The organism is Nocardioides exalbidus, assembly GCF_900105585.1.
Lineage (GTDB): Bacteria > Actinomycetota > Actinomycetes > Propionibacteriales > Nocardioidaceae > Nocardioides > Nocardioides exalbidus.
Window position 1 is genome coordinate 2,599,466 of the sequence record NZ_FNRT01000002.1, and the last position, 20,341, is coordinate 2,619,806.

Annotated in this window: 18 protein-coding genes; 5 read left to right on the top strand and 13 right to left on the bottom strand. The window is 73.0% G+C overall.

The features are described from left to right. Positions 1–14: 14 nt before the first annotated feature. Genes BLV76_RS12775 through BLV76_RS12795 form a run of 5 tightly spaced genes read right to left on the bottom strand, consistent with a single transcriptional unit; the run spans position 15 to position 3,574 of the window. Positions 15–1,013, bottom strand: a complete 999-nt coding sequence (locus BLV76_RS12775; RefSeq protein ID WP_090969472.1) for an aldo/keto reductase — start codon at positions 1,011–1,013, stop codon at positions 15–17. A 46-nt stretch (positions 1,014–1,059) separates the two neighbouring features. Continuing rightward, positions 1,060–1,434 carry a MerR family transcriptional regulator gene (locus tag BLV76_RS12780; protein WP_090969473.1) on the bottom strand — a complete coding sequence of 125 codons (375 nt, stop codon included), beginning with the start codon at positions 1,432–1,434 and terminating at the stop codon, positions 1,060–1,062. A gap of 44 nt (positions 1,435–1,478) precedes the next feature. Beyond that, the gene (locus BLV76_RS12785) at positions 1,479–2,288 is read right to left on the bottom strand and encodes an NAD-dependent epimerase/dehydratase family protein (RefSeq protein ID WP_090969474.1); all 810 of its coding nucleotides are present in this window, start codon (positions 2,286–2,288) and stop codon (positions 1,479–1,481) included. Between the two features lie 15 nt (positions 2,289–2,303). Next, positions 2,304–3,104, bottom strand: a complete 801-nt coding sequence (locus BLV76_RS12790; RefSeq protein ID WP_090969475.1) for a purine-nucleoside phosphorylase — start codon at positions 3,102–3,104, stop codon at positions 2,304–2,306. A gap of 17 nt (positions 3,105–3,121) precedes the next feature. Then, a complete protein-coding gene (locus BLV76_RS12795) occupies positions 3,122–3,574 on the bottom strand; it encodes a gamma-glutamylcyclotransferase family protein (RefSeq protein ID WP_090972668.1) in 453 nt (150 codons plus the stop codon). Positions 3,575–3,640: 66 nt separating this feature from the next. Here BLV76_RS12795 and lpdA point away from each other — a divergent pair, with 66 nt between their 5' ends. Together lpdA and BLV76_RS12805 are read left to right on the top strand one after the other, a co-directional pair. Next, positions 3,641–5,041 (top strand): dihydrolipoyl dehydrogenase, encoded by a 1,401-nt coding sequence (lpdA, locus tag BLV76_RS12800; protein WP_090969476.1) that lies wholly within the window; start codon positions 3,641–3,643, stop codon positions 5,039–5,041. Continuing rightward, positions 5,041–6,432, top strand: coding sequence for an NAD(P)H-quinone dehydrogenase (locus BLV76_RS12805; protein ID WP_090969477.1), 1,392 nt, complete (start codon positions 5,041–5,043; stop codon positions 6,430–6,432). The genes lpdA and BLV76_RS12805 overlap by 1 nt, the downstream gene beginning before the upstream one ends. On the opposite strand, the gene BLV76_RS12810 is transcribed toward BLV76_RS12805, so the two are convergent. From BLV76_RS12810 to BLV76_RS12840, 7 genes are all read right to left on the bottom strand, one after another. Next, complete coding sequence (locus BLV76_RS12810) at positions 6,368–7,258, bottom strand: DNA-formamidopyrimidine glycosylase family protein (RefSeq protein ID WP_090969478.1); 891 nt, start codon at positions 7,256–7,258, stop codon at positions 6,368–6,370. The genes BLV76_RS12805 and BLV76_RS12810 overlap by 65 nt on opposite strands. 31 nt (positions 7,259–7,289) lie before the next feature. Then, positions 7,290–8,030, bottom strand: coding sequence for an alpha/beta fold hydrolase (locus tag BLV76_RS12815; protein WP_090969479.1), 741 nt, complete (start codon positions 8,028–8,030; stop codon positions 7,290–7,292). After that, positions 8,027–8,842, bottom strand: a complete 816-nt coding sequence (locus BLV76_RS12820) for an alpha/beta fold hydrolase (protein WP_090972670.1) — start codon at positions 8,840–8,842, stop codon at positions 8,027–8,029. Before BLV76_RS12820 ends, BLV76_RS12815 begins: the two co-directional genes overlap by 4 nt. A gap of 63 nt (positions 8,843–8,905) precedes the next feature. Beyond that, positions 8,906–10,597, bottom strand: a complete 1,692-nt coding sequence (locus BLV76_RS12825) for a helix-turn-helix domain-containing protein (protein WP_090969480.1) — start codon at positions 10,595–10,597, stop codon at positions 8,906–8,908. 41 nt (positions 10,598–10,638) lie between these two features. Then, complete coding sequence (locus tag BLV76_RS12830) at positions 10,639–12,006, bottom strand: FAD-binding oxidoreductase (RefSeq protein WP_245734658.1); 1,368 nt, start codon at positions 12,004–12,006, stop codon at positions 10,639–10,641. 41 nt (positions 12,007–12,047) lie between these two features. After that, the gene (locus tag BLV76_RS12835; RefSeq protein ID WP_090969482.1) at positions 12,048–13,331 is read right to left on the bottom strand and encodes an MFS transporter; all 1,284 of its coding nucleotides are present in this window, start codon (positions 13,329–13,331) and stop codon (positions 12,048–12,050) included. A gap of 122 nt (positions 13,332–13,453) precedes the next feature. Beyond that, positions 13,454–14,113 carry a hypothetical protein gene (locus BLV76_RS12840; protein WP_090969483.1) on the bottom strand — a complete coding sequence of 220 codons (660 nt, stop codon included), beginning with the start codon at positions 14,111–14,113 and terminating at the stop codon, positions 13,454–13,456. Positions 14,114–14,222: 109 nt separating this feature from the next. Here BLV76_RS12840 and BLV76_RS12845 point away from each other — a divergent pair, with 109 nt between their 5' ends. The 3 genes from BLV76_RS12845 to BLV76_RS12855 all read left to right on the top strand — a co-directional run bounded on the left by BLV76_RS12845 (position 14,223) and on the right by BLV76_RS12855 (position 16,945). Next, entirely contained in the window at positions 14,223–15,464 is a 1,242-nt protein-coding gene (locus BLV76_RS12845) for a SpoIID/LytB domain-containing protein (protein ID WP_090969484.1), read from the top strand. After that, complete coding sequence (locus BLV76_RS12850; protein ID WP_175539666.1) at positions 15,461–16,402, top strand: SGNH/GDSL hydrolase family protein; 942 nt, start codon at positions 15,461–15,463, stop codon at positions 16,400–16,402. Before BLV76_RS12845 ends, BLV76_RS12850 begins: the two co-directional genes overlap by 4 nt. A 72-nt stretch (positions 16,403–16,474) precedes the next feature. Further along, positions 16,475–16,945: a hypothetical protein gene (locus tag BLV76_RS12855; RefSeq protein ID WP_175539667.1), complete on the top strand. Its 471-nt coding sequence runs from the start codon at positions 16,475–16,477 to the stop codon at positions 16,943–16,945. 4 nt (positions 16,946–16,949) lie between these two features. On the opposite strand, the gene BLV76_RS12860 is transcribed toward BLV76_RS12855, so the two are convergent. Further along, entirely contained in the window at positions 16,950–20,336 is a 3,387-nt protein-coding gene (locus BLV76_RS12860; RefSeq protein ID WP_090969486.1) for a pyruvate carboxylase, read from the bottom strand. Positions 20,337–20,341: the final 5 nt, after the last annotated feature.

A 20,341-nucleotide genomic window follows, 5' to 3' on the forward strand; every position in this document is an offset into this window, starting at 1 on the left:
GTGTGCGCGGTCGATCAGGCGTCGATCGTGCCCATGTTGCCGTAGCGGTCGCCCTGGACGGCGTCGCGCGGGACGGCCTGCTCGAGGGCGGCGAGGTCGTCGGCGGTGAGCTCGACGTCGGCGGCGCCCACGTTCTCCTCGAGGTACTTCACGCGCTTGGTGCCGGGGATCGGCGCGACGTCCTCGCCCTGCGCGAGCACCCACGCCAGCGCGAGCTGGCCGGGCGTGCAGCCCTTGGCCGAGGCGATCTCGCGGACCTTGTCGACCAGCACGAGGTTGGCGTCGAGCGCCTCGCCCTGGAAGCGCGGGAAGTACTCCGAGCGGCGGCGGTCGGCCTCGCCGTCGGCGCCGCCGTCCGCGGTGATCGCGCCGGTCAGCAGGCCGCGGCCGAGGGGGGAGTACGGCACCAGGCCGATGCCGAGCTCGCGGAGGACCGGCAGGATCTCGTCCTCGAGGTCGCGGGTGAAGAGGGAGTACTCGGTCTGCAGCGCCGTGATCGGGTGCACGGCGTGGGCCTTGCGGATGGTCGAGGCCGAGGCCTCGGACAGGCCGAGGTGCAGCACCTTGCCGGCCTCGACGAGCTCCTTCATCGCGCCCACCGTCTCCTCGATCGGGACCGTCTGGTCGACGCGGTGCTGGTAGTAGAGGTCGATGTGGTCGACACCGAGGCGCTGGAGCGAGTCGTCGCACGCCTTGCGGACGTAGTCGGGCGAGCCGTTGATGCCGACCATCGTGCCGTCGGGGAGCCGCTCGTTGCCGAACTTGGTGGCCAGCTGGACCTCGTCGCGTCGACCGGCGATCGCCTTGCCCACCAGCTGCTCGTTGGTGAAGGGGCCGTACATGTCGGCGGTGTCGAGGAAGGTCACGCCGAGGTCGAGGGCGCGGTGGATGGTGTCGGTGCCGCCCTGCTCGTCGGGGGTGCCGTAGAACTCCGACATCCCCATGCAGCCGAGCCCGAGCGAGCTGACGGTGAGGGAGGAGGTGGTGCCGAGGGTGCGCTTCTGGATGCTCATGGCACCCAGACAACTCCTTGGAGTGCGCTCGAAGTCAAGCGGTCCCTCAGGCGGACTTGTCGAGGGTGCCCTCGTAGAGCGCGATCTTGTAGTCGATCGCCCGCAGGTGGGAGGTGACCTCGGCGAGCTGGCGCTCGACGACCTCGCGGTGGGCGAGCAGCAGCGCCAGGCGCTCGGCCTCGTTGCCGTCCCCGGTGCGGACCAGCTCGGCATAGCGTCGTACGTCGCGGATCGGCATGCCCGTGGAGCGCAGCCGCGTCACCATCTCGATCCAGCGCAGGTCCGCGTCCGTGTAGCGACGGTGCCCCGACGGGGCGCGGTCGACCGCGTGGAGGAGCAGCCCGTCACGCTCGTAGTAGCGCAGCGTGTGGGCGGTGAGCCCGGTCTTCTCGGCGGCCTCGGCGATCGTCAGGCTGGTCATCCGACCAGTGTCTGACTTGGAGTGCACTCCAAGTCAAGGGCGGGTCAGTCGCGCAGGGCCGGTCGGACGAACTCCGCGGTCGCGAAGGGGCCGCCGACGAACTCCGCCTCGGCCTCGTCGTGGGGGCCGGCCTGCACCGTGTCGGCGTACGCCTCCGCGTCGTCCTGGGGGTCGTAGCCCAGCCGCCGGCCGGGCTCGAGGTCCCACCAGGCGCGGGTGTTGGCGCTGATGCCGTAGAGGACGGCGAAGCCGGGCGCGGGCGTGGTGAGCGCGGCCTCGACCATGCGCAGGCCGTCGCCGTGGGAGAGCCACGTCGACAGGCCGCGGATGCTGGCGGGCTCCTCGAGGAAGGAACCGATCCGGCAGGCCACCGCGTCGATGCCGTGGCGGTCGGCGAAGAGCTGCATCAGCGCCTCGGCCGCGACCTTGGCGACGCCGTAGTAGGTGTCGGGGCGCGGGAGCGCGGCCTCCGTGAGCACGCCGGACGCGCGCGGGGTGCGGCCGACGGCGTGGTTGGAGGAGGCGTAGACCAGCCGGGGCACGTCGTGCGCGACCATCGCGTCGAGCAGCGCGGCGGTGGTGATCACGTGGGAGGTGAGCTCGTCGGGGAGCGAGGCCTCCTCCGGCACGCCCGCCAGGTGCACGACCGCGTCGAGCCTGCCTCCGGTGGACAGGGCGGCGAAGACCGCCTCGACCGCGTCGGCGTCGGCGCAGTCGGCCTCGTGCCAGTCGAAGGTCGTGCCCTCCGGTGCCGGCACCAGGTCGAGGCCGACCACCTCGTGGCCGAGTCCCTCCAGGCCGACGGTGATCACCCGGCCGAGGCTGCCGGCGGCTCCCGAGACGAGGACGCGCATGTCGGACCCCTCCGCTCAGATCCGGGCGACGACCTGGCTGAGCAGGCCGCCCATCCGGCTGGCGGCGGCCTTGCCGGCCTCGAGGACCTCGGCGTGGTCGAGCGGCTCGCCGCTCAGGCCGGCGGCGAGGTTGGTGACCAGGCTGATGCCGAGGATCTCCATCCCGGCCTCGCGGGCCGCGATCGCCTCGAGCGTGGTGCTCATGCCGACCAGGTGGCCGCCCATGATCCCGGCCATCCGGACCTCGGCGGGCGTCTCGTAGTGGGGGCCGGTGAACTGGACGTAGACGCCCTCGTCGAGGCTCGGGTCGACCTCCTTGCACATCGCGCGCAGGCGCGGGCTGTAGAGGTCGGTGAGGTCGACGAAGTTCGCCCCGACCAGCGGGCTGTGGCCGGTCAGGTTGATGTGGTCGGAGATCAGCACCGGCTGGCCGGGCTGCCAGCCCTCCTTGAGGCCGCCGCACCCGTTGGTGAGGACGATCGACGAGCAGCCGGCGGCGGCCGCCGTACGGATGGGGTGCACGACCGCGGCGACCCCCTTGCCCTCGTAGAAGTGGGTGCGCGAGAGGAACACCAGGAGATTCTTGTCGCCGTTGCGGATCGAACGGATCTTGCCGCTGTGCCCGGCGACGGCGGCGGCGCTGAAGCCGGGGACGTCGGTGGTGTCGATCTCCGCGGTGGCCTCGCCGAGCGCGTCGACGGCCGGGAGCCAGCCCGAGCCCAGCACGAGGGCGATGTCGTGGCGCTCCACGCCGGTCAGCTCGGCGAGCTTCGCGGCGGCGGCCCGGGCGAGGTCGTAGGGGGTCTGGTCGCTCATGGGCGGCAGCCTAAGGGTCAGAGGCCAGTGGAGCGGCACGAGCGCCGGCGCAGGGCCGCGACGTAGTCCTCCGGGGCACCCGCGGCCTCGGCGGCGTCGGAGATCACGCCGAGGTAGGACGCCGACGGCAGCCCGCCCTCGTAGGCGTCGAGCACGTAGGACCAGACCACCATCTCGCCGGTCATGGTCGAGACCCGCACCTTGGTCTTGCGGTAGAGCCCGGTGTCGGCGGCCTCCCACCCGTCGAGCGCCCGCTCGTCCTCGGGGGTGACGTCGTAGACCGCCACGAAGACCTGCTCGAACGGGTCCTGGACGATCGTGGAGAGAGCGCCGTCCCACCCGTGCTCCTCGCCGCCGAAGGTCAGTCGCCACCCCGTCAGCCACCCGGTGGAGTGCAGGATCGAGTGCGGGCAGCGCTCGCTCATCCGGGCGGGATCGAGGTTGGTCCCGTAGGCGGCGTAGAGCGTCACGAGGATCACGATATCGACCCGCGACCTCGGTGTCGGTCCCGCACAGGGGACAACTAGGCTGGGGACGTGACAGACACGCACTTCGACACCCTCGTCCTCGGCGCCGGCCCCGGTGGCTACGTCGCAGCGATCCGCGCAGCCCAGCTCGGCCAGAAGGTGGCCGTGGTGGAGGAGAAGTACTGGGGAGGTGTCTGCCTCAACGTCGGGTGCATCCCGTCGAAGGCGCTCCTCAAGAACGCCGAGCTGGCGCACACGCTCCAGCACGAGAAGGCCAAGTTCGGCATCGAGGGCGACGCCACGATGTCCTTCGGCCCGACGCACAAGCGCAGCCGCGACGTGAGCGCCGGCATCGTCAAGGGCGTCCACTTCCTGATGAAGAAGAACAAGATCACCGAGATCGACGGCTGGGGCACCGTGACCAGCGCGACCGGGATCGACGTGGAGAAGGACGGCGAGAAGACGTCCTACACCTTCGACAACCTGATCCTCGCCACCGGCGCGACCGTCCGCCTGGTGCCGGGCGTCGAGCTCAGCGACAACGTCGTGACCTACGAGGAGCAGATCCTCACCGACCAGCTCCCCGAGTCGATCATCATCGGCGGCTCCGGCGCGATCGGCGTCGAGTTCGCCTACGTGATGGCCAACTTCGGCGTCGACGTCACGATCGTGGAGTTCCTCGACCGGATGGTCCCGACCGAGGACCCCGACATCTCCAAGGAGCTCGCCAAGCACTACAAGAAGCTCGGCGTGAAGGTGCTGACCTCCACCGCGGTGAAGCGGGTCGAGGACACCGGCTCCGGGGTCAAGGTCACCGTCGCGCCCGCCGCCGGCGGCGACGAGCAGGTGCTCGAGGCCGGCAAGTTCCTCGCCGCCTTCGGCTTCGCCCCGCGCGTGAAGGGCTTCGGCCTCGAGAACATCGGGGTCACGGTCTCCGAGCGCGGCGCGATCGAGATCGACGACTTCGGCCGCACCAACGTCCCGAACGTCTACGCCATCGGCGACTGCACCGGCAAGCTGATGCTCGCCCACGTGGCCGAGGCGATGGGCATCGTCGTGGCGGAGACCATCAACGGCGCCGAGACCATGCCGGTCGAGTACGACTTCGTCCCGCGCGCGACCTACTGCATGCCGCAGATCGCGTCCTTCGGCTACAGCGAGCCGCAGGCCAAGGAGCGCGGCTACGACGTCAAGACCGCGACGTTCCCCTTCACCGCCAACGGCAAGGCCATGGGCCTGGGCGAGGCGGTCGGCTTCGTGAAGGTCGTCGCCGACGCCGAGCACAACGAGATCATCGGCGCCCACATGATCGGCCCCGACGTGACCGAGCTGCTGCCCGTGCTGACGCTGGCACAGAAGTGGGACCTCACCGCCGACGAGGTGGGCCGCAACGTCTTCGCCCACCCGACGCTCGGTGAGGCGGTCAAGGAGGCCATCCACGGCATCGCCGGCCACATGATCAACCTCTGATGACCGACCGCATCGTCATCGTCGGCGGCGGCCCGGGCGGCTACGAGGCCGCCCACGTCGCCGCCCAGCTGGGCGCCGACGTCACCGTCGTCGACACCGACGGTGTGGGCGGCTCCGCGGTCCTCACCGACTGCGTGCCGAGCAAGACCCTCATCGCCACCTCCGAGCTGATGACCGACATGGCCGCGGCGCAGGAGCTCGGGGTCAACTTCCGCGACCACGAGGGTGATGCGGCCACCTCGATCGTGGTGGACCTCGCCCGGGTCAACGCCCGGGTCAAGCAGCTCGCGGCCGACCAGTCGACCGACATCGCCTCGGGCCTCGCGCGCGACGACGTACGCGTCGTCACCGGTCGCGGCCGCCTCGGGCCCGGCCTCACGGTCGTCGTCGACACCGACGGCGGCGAGGAGACCATCCAGGCCGACGCGATCCTGCTGGCGACCGGCGCCTCGCCGCGCACGCTGCCGAGCGCCCAGCCCGACGGCGAGCGCATCCTCACCTGGGAGCAGGTCTACGACCTGACCGAGGTGCCGGAGAAGCTCATCGTGGTCGGCTCGGGCGTCACGGGCGCGGAGTTCGCCAGTGCCTACCTCTCGCTCGGCATCGACGTCACGCTCGTCAGCAGCCGCGACCGGGTGCTGCCCGGCGAGGACGCCGACGCCGCTGCCGTCCTCGAGGAGGTGCTGACCCGGCGGGGGATGAACCTCCTCGGGAAGTCGCGCATGCAGTCGGTCACCCGCGAGGGCGACGAGGTCACCGTGACGCTGACCGACGGCCGCACGGTCACCGGCAGCCACTGCATCCTCGCGCTCGGCTCGGTCCCGAACACCGCCGGCCTCGGCCTCGAGGAGGCGGGGGTGTTCACCGACGAGGGTGGCTTCATCAAGGTCGACCGGGTCTCGCGCACGTCCGCACGGGGCATCTACGCGGCCGGTGACTGCACGGGCGTGCTGATGCTGGCCTCGGTCGCTGCGATGCAGGGTCGCATCGCGATGTGGCACTACCTCGGTGACGCGGTCGCGCCGCTCGATCTCAAGAAGGTCGCCTCCAACGTCTTCACCTCGCCCGAGATCGCCACGGTCGGCTGGTCGCAGCAGGCCGTCGACTCCGGCGAGATGGCGGCCGAGGTCGTCACCCTGCCGCTCGCCGGCAACGCACGCGCCAAGATGCAGGGCGTGCGTGACGGCTTCGTGAAGCTCTTCTGCCGCCCCGGCACCGGCATCGTCGTCGGCGGCGTGGTCGTCGGCCCGCGCGCGTCCGAGCTAATCCACCCGGTCTCGATCGCGGTCGCGGAGTCGCTCACGGCCGACCAGCTCGCCCACGCCTTCACGGTCTACCCCTCGATGAGCGGGTCGATCGCCGAGGCGGCCCGCCGCCTGCACCGCGTCTGACCCGCGCGTCGGGGCCGGGACCGGGCTGGCAGGCCGCGCACCACCACGTCCACCGGTTGGCAGCGTCGCCGGGGATCTCCTCGACCGTGCTGACCGGTCCGCCGCAGCGGCGGCACCCCTGGCGCTGGCGACCGACGACCCAGTGGTCGTCGCCCTTCGCGGACGACCCGGTCGTCACCTGGTAGGCGCCGTCGACCGTCGCCGAGTGGCGCAGCATCCCGGCCGCGCGCGCGACGAGGCGATCGACGTCGACGTCGCCGACGGGTGTCCAGGGGCTCACGCCGGTGAGGAAGGCGAGCTCGTTGGCCCAGAGGTTGCCCAGGCCCGCCATCGACCGCTGGTCGAGCAGGGCGCTCACCAGCGGCCTGGCCGGGTCGGCGCCGAGCCGACGGGACGCCTCGTCGGCGTCCCAGTCCGCGCGCAGCGGGTCGGGACCGAGGTGGCCGACCAGGTCGTGCTCGCGGTCGGTGGCGACCAGGTCGAGGTCGTGCAGCCGGATGCCGTGCACGGTGCGCCGGTCCTCGAGGGCGAGCACCAGACGCACGTGCGGCTGGACCCTGCCCGGGAGCCGCTTGCCCGGCGCGAGCGTCGACCACGACCCGTCCATCTTCAGGTGGCTGTGGAGCGTGGCCGCCGGTGAGGAGTCCGTGGCGGAGAAGCGGGTGAGCAGGTGCTTGCCGTGCGTGTCGTGACCCAGCACCGTGCGCCCGCCGAGGTCACGGGTCGCCAGGCGGGGCACCCGGAAGTCGGAGCGCGCCACGACCTGTCCGGCGAGCTGGCGGTCCAGCCGGCGGGCGAGCTTCCAGACGCTGTCTCCCTCGGGCACCCGACCAGTGTCACAGGCGGGTACGACAGCCTCAGTGCGGCGAGGCGACCAGGTCGGCGACGCTCGCCCACGTGCGGTCCGCGTCCTGGAGCCAGAAGTCGTGCCCGACGCCGGGCAGGCGGCGTACGTCCCAGCCGAGGGCAGCGAGCCGGTCCGCCAGCTCGTCGGGGAGGACGGCGGGGGAGTCGTCGGACAGCACGAGCGTCGACGGCACGGCGGGTGTGGCCACCGCGACCGGGTGGTGGGCGATCTCGCGGAACACCCCGACCGCCATGGCCTTGTCGAACCGCGCGGTCGCTGCCTTCCGGAGCGCGACGTCCGCGGGGGACATCGCCGGACGGCCACGGCTGCGCAGCTTCTGCACGAGCGCTGCGCCGACGACGCTCACCGGGGACGTGGCCCAGAAGAGCCGGCCCGCGAGGCCTGAGGTCGGCAGGCCGAGCCGGAACCCGGGGTCGAGGTAGACCGCGTGCGCGGGGGCCAGTCGGGCGACGGCTCGCTCGAGGACGGTGCCGCCGAGGGAGTGGCCCACGACGACGTCGAGCCCGGTCGGCAGCGTCTCGACGAGGTCGTCGGCGAAGGCCCGGACGGAGTAGTCGACCGACCGACCGCTCGCGCCGTGGCCGCGCAGGTCGACGGCCGTGACGGTGGTGCCGCCGGCGTCGACGAGGCGCTCGGTGAGCCCGCGCCAGAGCGCGCCGCCGGCGCCCAGGCCGTGGACGAGCACGACCTGCCGCGGACCGGTGCCGTGCTGCTGGGTCGCGAGCCTCATCGGGGTGCGACCTCGCCGAGGAACTCCAGCAGCACCTCGTTGAACCGGTCGGGCTGGTCGATGCTGACCGCGTGCCCGGCGTCCTCGATGACGAGCGCGCGGCCGTGGGCCGTCCCGGCCACGGCGGCCTCCGCGTGCTCGCACGACCAGACCTGGCTCTCGCGGCCCGCGACCATCAGCAGCGGGAGGGGGAAGCGTCGTACGACGTCGCGCCAGTCCGCCAGCGCGTGGTCGCGCAGCAGCGGCAGCGTCTCGGGTGCGGTGCTGTCGCGGAAGGAGGGGAACCCGCCGAGGCGCTCGGCCAGCCGCGCCACGGCCGGGCCGGACCTGTCCACGGTGCGGCCGCCGTCGAGCTGGGGGACGCCGTGGTCGAAGAAGGTGGCGGCGTTGCCGGGCTCGTAGCCGTAGAAGCCGTGGGGCCAGGTGTCGTCGTTGAGCATCTTCGGGGTCTGGTCGACGACCACCACACCGGACAGGCGAGCGGGGCCGAACTGGTCGACGTAGGCCCAGAGGGTGTTGCCGCCCATCGACGCCCCCACGAGCGCCACGTCGCTCAGGTCGAGGTGCTCCAGGAGCTCGCCGAGGTCGCGCCCGTGGCGGGCCATCCGCTGGCCGTGCGAGGGGGTCTCGGACTCGCCGTGCGCCCGGCGGTCGAACGTCACGACCCGGTGGCCGGCGGCGAGGAGCGCGTCGACGGTGAGGATCCACGCGGTCGCGGGTGCGGTGAACCCGTGGACGAGCACCACGGCGGGCCCGCTGCCCTCGTCGGTGTAGGCCAGCGCCACGTCGTCGGTCGTGCGGAAGGTCGGCATGACCCGACCGTAGCCGCGCACGCGGGCCCCCGGGGATGGAGACCTCGCCCGTCACGGGCGACGTCAGGTGGAGGGGGTGTCCATGAGTCGGTGCAGCCGGAGCGCGACCTGCAGCTCCAGCGCCCGGCCCGGGTCCTTCCAGCCGGGGCCGAGGAGCGCGGTGACCCGGTCCAGCCGCTGGTAGAGCGTGTTGGCGTGGATGTGGAGCGCCTCGCAGGTGCGCGCGTGGTGGCGGGCCTGCTCGAGGTAGGTCTCCAGGGTCAGCGTCAGGTCACGCTGCCGCTCGCGGTCGTGGTCGAGGAGCGGGCCCACGGTCGTGCGGACGAAGGCCGCGATCTCGCCGCGACCGGACCGGCTGAACAGCGAGCGGTAGAGCCCGAGGTCGTCGCTGACGGCGCACGCGCCCGCGCGGTCGAGGGCGAGCAGCAGGGCCGCCGTCTGCCGGGCCTCCTCGTGGGCCGTACGCACTCCTGCCGGCCCACCCGGCCCCGAGGCCAGCCCGGTCGTGGGGGTCGCGCCGTCCGCGCCGGAGAGCCGGGCCACGACGTCGCGCACGTCGTCGACGCCGGCCGGCAGCAGCACGACGACCTGGCCGGCGTGGGCGGCCGACCACCCGCGCACGTCGGCAGCGAGCCGGGCCGCGAACGCGGTCGCGGCGGCGCTGCCGACCGGCTCGGGGTCGACGACCGCGACGGTCGCCACGGAGCGGAGGTCGATGCCGATCGCGCGCGCCCGCCGGAGCAGGCTGGCCTCGTCGGCCTCGGAGGAGAGCAGCGCGTGGACGAACTCGCCGCGCGTGCGGAGCTCGGCCTCGGTGACGGAGCGCTCGGAGGCGAGCAGGACGGCGACCGTCGTGGCGCCGATGCGCAGGAGCCGGTGCGACTCCTCGTCGTCGGTCGCCAGGGAGGCGACGAGGTCGCCGGCGTGGCCGCTCGGCAGGTTGACCGGCACGACGGGGCCGCCGTCGGGCGAGCGCTCGCCGGCGAGTGTCCGGCCCTCGTGGTCCCGGACCTCGACGACGATCCCGGCCGAGCGTTCCAGCGCTGCGACCACCGCGGGCAGGCCGCCGCCCTGGATCACGACCTCGTTGAGCACGTCGCGCAGGTCGCTGGCGCGCTGCCTGCCCGCGTTCGCCTCGCGAAGCGCTGCGTTGGCCGTGCGCAGGTCGGCGGCGGCCGTCCGCTCGCGGTCGAAGAGGTCGGCCGTGCGCAGCGCCAGCGCCGCGTGGGCGGCCAGGCCCGCGAGCAGCTCGACGTCGTGGTCGACGAACACGCGCGGTCGCCGGTCGGCGGCCAGCAGCACGCCCAGGATCTCCTCACCCACGACGAGCGGGACGCCGAGGATCCCGCCCAGCTGCTCGCTCTGCGCCGCCGACTCGGTCCCGGGTGTGCGGGGGAAGCGGTCGTCGGCGAGGTAGCTGTCGCTCCACATCGGCCGGCCGGTCGCGAGCACCTGGCCACCGAGGCCCTGCCCCGATCGCAGCTCGATGCCGCGCATCGCGGACCCCATGGCGCCGTCGACGACCTCGATCCGGAGCACGTCGGTGCGCAGCAGCATGATGTAGGCGACGTCGACGACGAGCAGCCTCCGCGCCTGGCGCGCCACCTCGTCCAGCACGTCGCGGGTGTCGTGCAGGGCCGCGAGCCGCCGGGCGAGGTCGTTGAGGACGGCGAGCTCGTCGGCGCGGCGACGCAGGTCCGCGACGTCGTACGCCGTCTCCTCGCCCGTCGCGCCCATCGCCCCATCCTCGCCCATGGCGTCAGGATCAGGGCTGGGACCAGTGCTGGGACCAGTGCTCAGGTGACGACCTTGCCCGGGTTGAGCACGCCGTGGGGGTCGAGGGCCCGCCTGATCGCGCGGTGCATCTCGACGACGGCGAGCGGCAGCTCGGCGGCCAGGCCGGCCCGCTTCAGCAGGCCGACGCCGTGCTCACCGGTGACCGTGCCTCCGCAGGCGAGCGCCTCGACGATGATGTCGTCGAAGGCGTGCTGGGCCCGCACGCGCGCCTCGTCGTCGCCGGCCGGCGTGATGATCAGCGGGTGGAGGTTGCCGTCACCGGCGTGCGCGATGTTGGCGATCAGGACGTCGTGGCGCCGGGCGATCTCCTGCACGGCGGCGAGCATCGCCGCGACGCGGCCGACCGGGACGCACACGTCCTCGGTGAGCACCGGCCCGAGCCGCTCGAGCGCGGGGTAGGCCAGGCGGCGGGCGGCGAACATCGCGTCGGCCTCCGACTCGTCCTCCGAGCGCGCGGCGAACGTCGCGCCGGCGCCCTCGAAGGCGGCCAGGACCGCTTCGGCCTCGGCCACGCCGGCGGCTCCCGGGCCGTCGAGGCGGGCGAGCAGGATCGCCTCGCAGTCGGCCTCGATGCCGAGGTCCTTCCAGTCGTTGACGGCCGTGAGGCAGTGCCGGTCGAGCAGCTCGAGCGCCGAGGGGACGGTGCCGGCACGCGCCACCGCGGCCACCGCCTCGCCCGCGGCGACCAGGGAGTCGAAGAAGCCGACGACGGTCTGCTCGGCCGGCCGCGCGGGACGCAGGCGCACCGTGATCTCGGTGACCAGCCCGAGGGTCCCCTCGGAGCCGACCAGCAGCGAGACCAGGTCGTAGCCGGCGACGCCCTTGGCCGTCTCACGTCCGACGCGCACGAGCTCACCGGTGCCGGTGACGACCTCGAGGGCGAGGACGTAGTCGCCGGTGACGCCGTACTTCACGCAGCAGACGCCGCCGGCGTTGGTCGCGACGTTGCCGCCGATGGTCGACCAGGGCGAGCTGGCCGGGTCCGGGGGATACCACAGGCCGTGCTCGGCGACGGCAGCGCGGAGGTCGTCGTTGACGACCCCGGGCTGGACGACGGCCAGCCGCTCGACCGGATCGATCCGCGTCACGGCCGCCATCCGCTCGAAGCTGACGACGATCCCGCCACTGACGGAGTTGGCGCCGCCGGACAGCCCTGTCCCGGCGCCGCGGGGGACGACGGGGACCTCGTGCGCCACGCACCAGCGGACGATGGTGCGCACCTGCTCGGAGGTCGCCGGCCGGGCGACGGCCAGCGGGAGCGCCCAGGGTGCCCACTCGGCCTCGTCGTGGCTGTAGCGGGCGGTGGAGGCCGGGTCGGTGAGCAGCGTGCCCGCGGGGAGCTGGTCGACGAGCGAGGCAAGGTCCACGCGCCCAGTCTCCGCACCGTGCGCAACCGGTGTCGTCAGGGTCATCGCACGGCCTTGATCGGGCGGACCAGGGCCGCACCGAGCATCACGAAGACGATGCCGGAGACGAACACCGCCGGGTAGCCGCCGGTGATCGTGACGAGCGCCGCGGCGATCGACGGGCTCATCGCCTGGGGGAGCGTGGTCGCCAGGCCGAGGATGGCCAGGTCGCGACCGGCGCTGCTCTCGCCCTGGAGGCGTGCGGGGAGCACCTCGGTCATCAGCGCCAGGTCGATGGAGATGTAGACCCCGAAGCCGAGGCCGAGCAGGAAGGCGTACGCCAGCACGCCCGTCGTGGTGGGTACGAGGAGCGGGATGGCCAGCGCGAGCGACATGACGACCGACGACCAGACGATGAAGGGCTTGCGGCGCCCGACCTTGTCCGACAGCCAGCCGCTGCCCAGCGCGGACAGCAGCACGCCGACGAGCAGCACGACGCCCATCGTGGCGGCGAACGAGTTCGACTCGGCGTCGCTGAGCCCGATGTAGTCGCGCAGGATGTAGAGGCCGTAGGTCTGCGAGCCGTAGAAGCCGATCACCATCAGGAAGCGCGAGGCGAAGGCCCAGGCGAAGTCGGGGTGCTGGCGCGGGCTGATCCAGAAGCCGCGCAGGAAGTCCTTCGCCGACGTGCGCTGGCGGGGGAGGTCGGCGCTCGAGGGGTCGCGGTTGACGACGACGAAGAGCCCGACGACGGCGAGCATCAGCAGCGCCAGGACGGCGTAGGGCAGGAGGCCCCGGGTCGCGGTGCCGCCGGCGACGATGACGCCGACGGCGTTGCCGATGGTGATGCCCACGCCGATCATCGCCGACACCCCGCCGCGCCGGGTCGGGGGATAGCGGTCCGGGACGAGGGCGGTCGCGGCGGCCTGCAGGGCGTTCACGCCGACCTGCACGACCAGCCACACCAGGGCCACGGTGAGCACCGACCCGGCGAGCGGCAGGCCGAGGAGGAAGCCGCTGGTCAGCAGGGCGCCGCCGACCATCCAGGGCGTGCGTCGGCCGAAGCGCGAGCGGGTCGCGTCCGACAGGGCGCCGGCGACCGGCTGGGCGAAGATGTTGGCGACGAAGGCGACCGTGGTGACGAAGGCGAGGTTGCCGACCTTCGACGCCTCGTCGAGACCCGAGACGATGTTGGGCAGCAGGATGCCGTTGCCGCCGGAGTTCACCGCGAGGATCGCGACGTAGACCATCAGCAGGCCGAAGGACATCCGGCGCAGGCGGGGCTCGGGCGCCGCGGCGCCTGCCTCGGCCGTCGAGGCGGGGGTGGGGATCTCGGTCAGCGCCATGGTGTGCTCCTGGCTCCGGGGCGGCTGGTCGCCGCCGGTGCCGGGGACGCTACGGACGACGCCGGGCGTCGGCGATGGAGAAGTTCTCCGTCATGTGACGCTCGTCATGGAGGGTCTGCCGGTCACGGCCCCAGTGAGCCGCCGACGCCGTTGTTGTTGCCCATCGCCTGGTTCAGGTAGGCCTGCGCGAGGTTCTGCTGGCCGTGCACGCCGTGACCGGGTCGTGACGCCAGGCGGGCGGCGGCGTCGATCGCGCCGTCGACACCCGCGGCGAGGTGCCACGGCACCCAGCGGTCACCGATGCGGACCATCCGGACGAGCGGCTCCTCGCCCGCTGCCAGCCGGCGCGCGTCCGCGGCGCAGACCGCGATCACGCGCGGGGTGCCGCCCGGAGGTGACCACTCGACGTCCTGCATCGACGGACCGTGCTGCGGGTTGAAGAAGCAGGGGTCGCGGCGCTCGGGCAGGGGCTCGCCGTCGCGCAGGGCGATGACGGCGGCCCGGTGGTAGCGGGCGTCGGTGACGACCTGCTCGATCGAGGTCACGTCGTCGGCCGTCCGGCTCGCCGCCACGAGGTGCTTGGCCTGGTCGTAGAGCTCGATCGCGCGCCGGTAGTGGTCCCTCGCCCCGGGGTCCAGGTCGTCGCCGAGCGTGTCGACGTGGAGCTCGGCGACCTGCTCGCCGAGGACGGTGACGTCCTCGTCCACCAGCTTGCGTGCGACGCGCCAGCGGTCCTTCTCGACCAGCTCCTGCTCGCGCCTGCGCCTGCGTCCCCCGAACATCCTCGGAGTGTGCCACGGGGTGGGGTCGTCGTACGAGGCGTTCGGGTCCGTGGTTCGCGACCCGCCTGTACGGTGGGTGGCTCTGTTGCCGCACGCTGGAGGAGGTCCCGTGCCCCGTCCGACCCACCTGGTCCGCCTGCTGCTCGTGGTCCTCGCGAGCGCGCTGCTGCTGCCGGTCATCCCCGCGAGCGCCGAGGCCCCGCCGCGCAAGAAGGTCGAGACGTGGACCGTCGCGGGCAGCACCGCGATCACCGTCACCGGGCACGGCTACGGCCACGGGCACGGCCTGTCGCAGTACGGAGCCCAGGGTGCGGCCCTGCAGGGACTGACCTGGCAGCAGATCGACGAGTTCTACTACCCGGGCACGGACTGGGGCCGCATCGCCGGCAGGATCCGGGTCCTGATCACCGCCGACACCGGCCGCGACGTGCAGGTCGCCGCCCGCCCCGGCCTCCGCGTCGGCAGCCTCGACCGGCCGCGCACCTGGCGGCTCCCGGCCGACCGGGCCACGAAGTGGCGCCTCGTCGGGAACGGCAGCGACACCCAGGTGCAGTGGACCAGGGGCGGCGTGTGGCGCACCTGGAAGAAGCTGCGCGGGCAGGCCGAGTTCTCCTCGACGACGAGCCAGCCGCTGACCCTGGTGCTCCCCGGTGGCGCACGACGGGACTACCGCGGCACGCTGCAGTCCGCGGCCGCGCGGCAGAGCACCACGCGCGAGACGGTCAACGAGCTCAGCATGGAGGCGTACCTCCGTGGCGTCGTGCCGCAGGAGGTGCCCGCGCTGTGGCAGCCCGCAGCGGTGAGCGCGCAGTCGGTGGCGGCCCGCACCTATGCCGCGTTCGAGCGCTCGCACCCCTCGGCCGCCCACTACGACCTCTGCGACACCTCGGCGTGCCAGGTCTACGGCGGCGTCGACGCCGAGCACCCCGCCGCGACGGCGGCGATCAGGGCCACCGCCAAGCAGGGCCTGTTCTACGGCGGCCGGCCGGCCTTCACGCAGTTCTCCGCGAGCAACGGCGGCTTCTCCGCGTCCGGGTCGATGCCCTACCTCGTCGCGCAGGCCGATCCCTACGACGGCGTCGACAACCCGAGGTACTCCACCTGGACCGCGACCCTCGACGACACCCAGGTCGAGCGGCAGTGGCCCGCGATCGGCGACCTCACCGGCATCGAGGTGGCGGCCCGCGACGGCAACGGCGACCTCGGCGGCCGGGTCCTCGACATGGCCTTCATCGGCACGGCCGGCACCGTGCGCGTCGACGGCGACGACGTCCGGTCCGCGTTCGGGCTCAACTCGGACTGGTTCACCTTCGCCGTGATGCCCCGGCAGAAGGGCCAGGCGCGCGAGTGAGGCTCCGCGTGCTGTGGGCGGGGCTCGCGGCGACCCTCCTGGTCACGTCCGCCTGCTCGGCCGGCGGCACCGCGGCGCCCGGTGACGACGGCGGCCTGCCCGACCCGGTCATCGAAGCCGAGGTCACCTCCGACGTCGACTACGTCGCGCTCGGCGACTCGTTCTCCGCCGGCCCGTTCATCGGCACGATGCGCACCGACCCCGCGGGCTGCGCGCGCTCGAAGGACAACTACCCGGCCTTCCTCGCCGACTGGCTCGACGTGAAGAGCTACACCGACGTCACCTGCTCGGCCGCCACCACGCAGGACCTCACCGGGACGATGGCGCTCTACGACGGCGGCACGGCCCCGCCGCAGCTCGACGCGGTCACCGCCGACACCGACCTCGTCACGCTCGGCATGGGCGGCAACGACTTCGGCATCTACGACTCGCTCATCCGGTGCCAGGACGGCCGCCTGGCGGTCTGCCCGGTCGCGGACCTGCGCACCGACGCCGGCAAGGTCGCCGGCAACATCCGCAAGGCCGTGCGCGACATCCGGGCGCTGGCGCCCGAGGCGGACGTCTACGTCGTCGGCTACCCCGACATCCTCCCGACCGAGGGCACCTGCAAGGCCGTCGGGGTCCAGGCCGAGGCGCTCGGGCCCATCGCCGAGGTGGCGGTCGCCCTCAACGCCTCGCTCCGTGAGGGCGCGACGGCCGCCGGGGCGTCGTACGTCGACATGGAGGCGGTGTCGGACGGCCACGACGTCTGCGCCGGGGGGCGGGCCTGGATCAACGGACCGCGGTTCCGGATCGGGGTCGCGGCGCCGTTCCACCCGAAGATCAACGGCATGCGCGCCGTGGCCGCGACCGTCTACGAGCAGGTCACCGGGGACGAGCCCGACGTCACGGAGTACGCCGAGCCCGACCCGGACGTGGTCGTGCTGAACGAGGGGTAGCGAGCCGCACGGGACGGGGTGCGAGGCGTGCGCCACACTGGTGGTCCAGAGACCCCACCCCCAGGAGAGCCCGTGTCCCTCACCCAGGTCCCGCTGCGCCTCGCCACCGGCGCGTTCATCCTCAACTCGGGCATCGGCAAGCTCGGGGCCGACGAGGGCACCGCGCAGTTCCTCCACGGCGCGGCTGCGTCCACCTATCCCACGTTCTTCAAGGACATGGAGCCCACGAAGTTCGCGCGCCTGCTCGCCTGGAGCGAGATCGGGGTGGGCGCCGCCCTCCTCGCGCCGATGGTCCCGGCCACCGTCGCCGGCGCGGCGCTGACGGGCTTCGGCTCGAGCCTGGTCGGCATGTACCTGCGGACGCCGTCGATGACGCTGGACGACGGCATCCGTCCCAGCCAGGACGGCATCGCGGTGGCCAAGGACGTGTGGCTCGTCGGTGCGGGGCTGACCCTGATGACCCAGGGCATCTCCGCCGCGGCGAAGTCCGGTGCCAAGGCGTCCAGGCGCGCGCTGAAGAAGGCCTCGCCGCTGCCTCGCTGACGCCTCAGCCGATCACCAGCACCAGGTCGCCACCCTCGGCGGCCTTGGTGGACGGGATCGCGAGCCGCTGGACCGTGCCCGCGACGGGGGCGGAGATGGAGGCCTCCATCTTCATCGCCTCGATCGTCGCGACGGTCTGGCCGGCCTCGACGGTGTCGCCCTCGGCGACGGTCACGGTGACCGCGCCGTCGTAGGGCGCCGCGACGTGGCCGGTGTTGGCCGGGTCGGCCTTCTCGGCCGACGCGACGTCGGCGGAGATGCTGCGGTCGCGCACCTGCACGGGCCGCAACTGGCCGTCGACGGTCGCCATCACGTTGCGGAAGCCGCGCTCGTCGGGCTCGCTGATCGCCTCGAGGCCGAAGATCATCTCCCGGCCCTCGCGGACGCGGACCTGGTGCTCCTCGCCGCGGCGCAGGCCGTAGAGGTAGTCGATCGTCGAGACGCCGGACAGGTCGCCGTACTTCTCCCGCGACTCGTGGAAGGCGGCTGTCGGGCCGGGGAAGAGCAGCTCGTTGAGCGTCTCGCGGCGGTCGGTCGCGAGGCTCGCCTGCTGCTCGGCGGTGAGGGTCTCGGCCGGCTGCTTCCAGGTCTTGCCCGCCAGCGCCTTGCTGCGGAAGGGCTCGGGCCAGCCGCCGGGCGGGTCGCCCAGTTCGCCGTTGAGGAAGCCGATGACGGAGTCCGGGACGTCGTACGACGCCGGGTCGGCCTCGAACTCGGCCGGGTCGGCCTTCGCGGCGACGAGGGCGAGCGCCAGGTCGCCGACGACCTTCGACGACGGCGTCACCTTCACGACGTTGCCGAGGATGTCGTTGGCCGCGGCGTACATGTCCTCGACCTGCTCGAACTTCTCGCCGAGGCCGAGCGCGATCGCCTGCTGGCGCAGGTTGGAGAGCTGGCCGCCGGGGATCTCGTGGCGGTAGACCCGGCCGGTCGGGGCGGGCAGGCCGGACTCGAACGGCGCGTAGACGCGGCGCACGGCCTCCCAGTAGGGCTCCATCGCGTTGACCGCCGCGAGCGAGAGGCCGGTCTCGCGCTCGGAGTGGTCGGTCGCGGACACCAGCGCGGACAGCGCGGGCTGCGACGTGCCGCCGGCCATCGACGCGGTCGCGCCGTCGACCGCGTCGACACCGGCGTCGATGGCCGCGAGCAGCGTCGCGAGCTGGCCTCCGGGGGTGTCGTGCGTGTGGAGGTGGACCGGCAGCTCGAAGCGCTCGCGCAGCGCGGTCACCAGGGTGCGCGCGGCGGGGGCGCGGAGCAGGCCGGCCATGTCCTTGATCGCGAGCACGTGGGCGCCGGCCTCGACGATCTGGTCGGCGAGGCGGAGGTAGTAGTCGAGGGTGTAGAGCTTCTCGCCGGGCGACGACAGGTCGCCGGTGTAGCAGAGCGCCACCTCCGCGACCGAGGTGCCGGTGGCGCGGACGGCGTCGATGGCCGGGCGCATCTGGGAGACGTCGTTGAGGGCGTCGAAGATGCGGAAGACGTCGATGCCGGTCTCGGCGGCCTCCTGGACGAACGCCTCGGTGACCTCGGTCGGGTACGGCGTGTAGCCGACCGTGTTGCGCCCGCGCAGCAGCATCTGCAGGCCGATGTTGGGGATCGCCTCGCGCAGGGCGGCGAGCCGCTCCCACGGGTCCTCGTTGAGGAAGCGGAGGGCCACGTCGTAGGTCGCGCCGCCCCAGCACTCGACCGACCACAGCTGCGGCGTGGTGCGGGCGACGTGGTCGGCGACGGCGAGCAGGTCGCGGGTGCGGACCCGCGTGGCGAGCAGCGACTGGTGGGCGTCGCGGAAGGTCGTGTCGGTGACCGCGACGTTCTTCTGCGCCCGCAGGCGGCGGGCGAACTCCTCCGGGCCGATCTCGCGCAGGAGCTGGCGGGTGCCGTCGGGCACCGGCTGCGAGCGGTCGAGCCGGGGGAGCTTGCTGACCGGTGCCACCGAGACCGGGGCCGTGCCGTGCGGCTGGTTGACCGTGACGTCGGCGAGGAAGTCGAGCAGGCGCGTGGCGCGGTCGCCGCCGAACTGCTGCTTGAGCAGCTGCGGGTGGTCCTCGATGAAGGACGTGGTGACGCCGCCGGCGGTGAAGTCGGGGTCGGCGAGCACGGCCTGGAGGAAGCCGACGTTGGTCGAGACGCCGCGGATGCGGAACTCGAGCAGCGCGCGGCGGGCCTTCTGCACGGCGGCCTCGAAGGTGCGGCCGCGACAGGTGAGCTTGGCGAGCATCGAGTCGAAGTGCGGGCTGATCTCGGCGCCGGTGTAGGTGGTGCCGCCGTCGAGGCGCACGCCCGGGCCGCCGGGGGAGCGGTACATCGTGATGCGGCCGGTGTCGGGCCGGAAGCCGTTGGCCGGGTCCTCGGTGGTGATGCGGCACTGGAGCGCGAAGCCGCGCGGGGCGACGGTGTCCTGGGTGAGCTCGAGGTCGGCGAGGGTCGCCCCGGCGGCGATGCGCATCTGCGACTGCACGAGGTCGACGCCGGTGACCTCCTCGGTCACGGTGTGCTCGACCTGGATGCGCGGGTTCATCTCGATGAAGACGTACTTGCCCGACGGGTCGAGCAGGAACTCGACGGTGCCGGCGTTCTTGTAGTTGATCTCGCGCGCGAAGCGCACCGCGTCGGCGCAGATGCGGTCGCGGAGCTCGGGGTCGAGGTTGGGCGCCGGGGCGATCTCGACGACCTTCTGGTGGCGCCGCTGCACCGAGCAGTCGCGCTCGTAGAGGTGGATCACGCCGCCCTCGGAGCCGGTGCCGTCGGAGAGGATCTGCACCTCGATGTGGCGCGGGTCGACCACGGCCTGCTCGATGAAGACGGTCGGGTCGCCGAACGCGCCCTCGGCCTCGCGCATGCAGGTCTCGATCGCCTCGCGCAGGTCCGCGCGGTCGTCGACGCGGCGCATGCCGCGACCGCCGCCGCCGGCGACGGCCTTGACGAAGAGCGGGGCCTCGATCGCCTCGGCGGCCGTCAGCAGCTCCTCGACGTCGGTCGACGGCGGCACGGACTCCAGCACGGGTACGCCGGCGGCCTTGGCCGCGGCGATCGCGCGCGCCTTGTTGCCGGTCAGGGTGAGCACGTCGGCGCTCGGACCGATGAACGTGATGCCCGCCGCGGCGCAGGCCTCGGCGAGCGCCGGGTTCTCCGAGAGGAAGCCGTAGCCGGGGTAGATCGCGTCGGCCCCGCAGTCGACGGCGACCTGCACGATCGCCTCGGGGTCGAGGTAGGCGCGGACCGGGTGGCCGACCTCCCCGATCTGGTAGGCCTCCTCGGCCTTCATCCGGTGCTCGGACCCGCGGTCCTCGTGGGGGAACACGGCCACCGTGCGCGCACCGATCTCGCGCGCTGCACGGAAGGCCCGGACTGCGATCTCGCCACGGTTGGCGACGAGCACCTTGGAGAACATGGGCC

Coding starts and splice junctions, on each gene's coding strand:
- BLV76_RS12815 (WP_090969479.1), bottom strand. CDS start 8,030: ATGAGGCTCGCGACCCAGCAGCACGGCACCGGTCCGCGGCAGGTCGTG.
- BLV76_RS12775 (WP_090969472.1), bottom strand. CDS start 1,013: ATGAGCATCCAGAAGCGCACCCTCGGCACCACCTCCTCCCTCACCGTC.
- BLV76_RS12835 (WP_090969482.1), bottom strand. CDS start 13,331: ATGGCGCTGACCGAGATCCCCACCCCCGCCTCGACGGCCGAGGCAGGC.
- BLV76_RS12820 (WP_090972670.1), bottom strand. CDS start 8,842: ATGCCGACCTTCCGCACGACCGACGACGTGGCGCTGGCCTACACCGAC.
- BLV76_RS12790 (WP_090969475.1), bottom strand. CDS start 3,104: ATGAGCGACCAGACCCCCTACGACCTCGCCCGGGCCGCCGCCGCGAAG.
- BLV76_RS12805 (WP_090969477.1), top strand. CDS start 5,041: ATGACCGACCGCATCGTCATCGTCGGCGGCGGCCCGGGCGGCTACGAG.
- BLV76_RS12780 (WP_090969473.1), bottom strand. CDS start 1,434: ATGACCAGCCTGACGATCGCCGAGGCCGCCGAGAAGACCGGGCTCACC.
- BLV76_RS12840 (WP_090969483.1), bottom strand. CDS start 14,113: ATGTTCGGGGGACGCAGGCGCAGGCGCGAGCAGGAGCTGGTCGAGAAG.
- BLV76_RS12860 (WP_090969486.1), bottom strand. CDS start 20,336: ATGTTCTCCAAGGTGCTCGTCGCCAACCGTGGCGAGATCGCAGTCCGG.
- BLV76_RS12825 (WP_090969480.1), bottom strand. CDS start 10,597: ATGGGCGAGGATGGGGCGATGGGCGCGACGGGCGAGGAGACGGCGTAC.
- BLV76_RS12785 (WP_090969474.1), bottom strand. CDS start 2,288: ATGCGCGTCCTCGTCTCGGGAGCCGCCGGCAGCCTCGGCCGGGTGATC.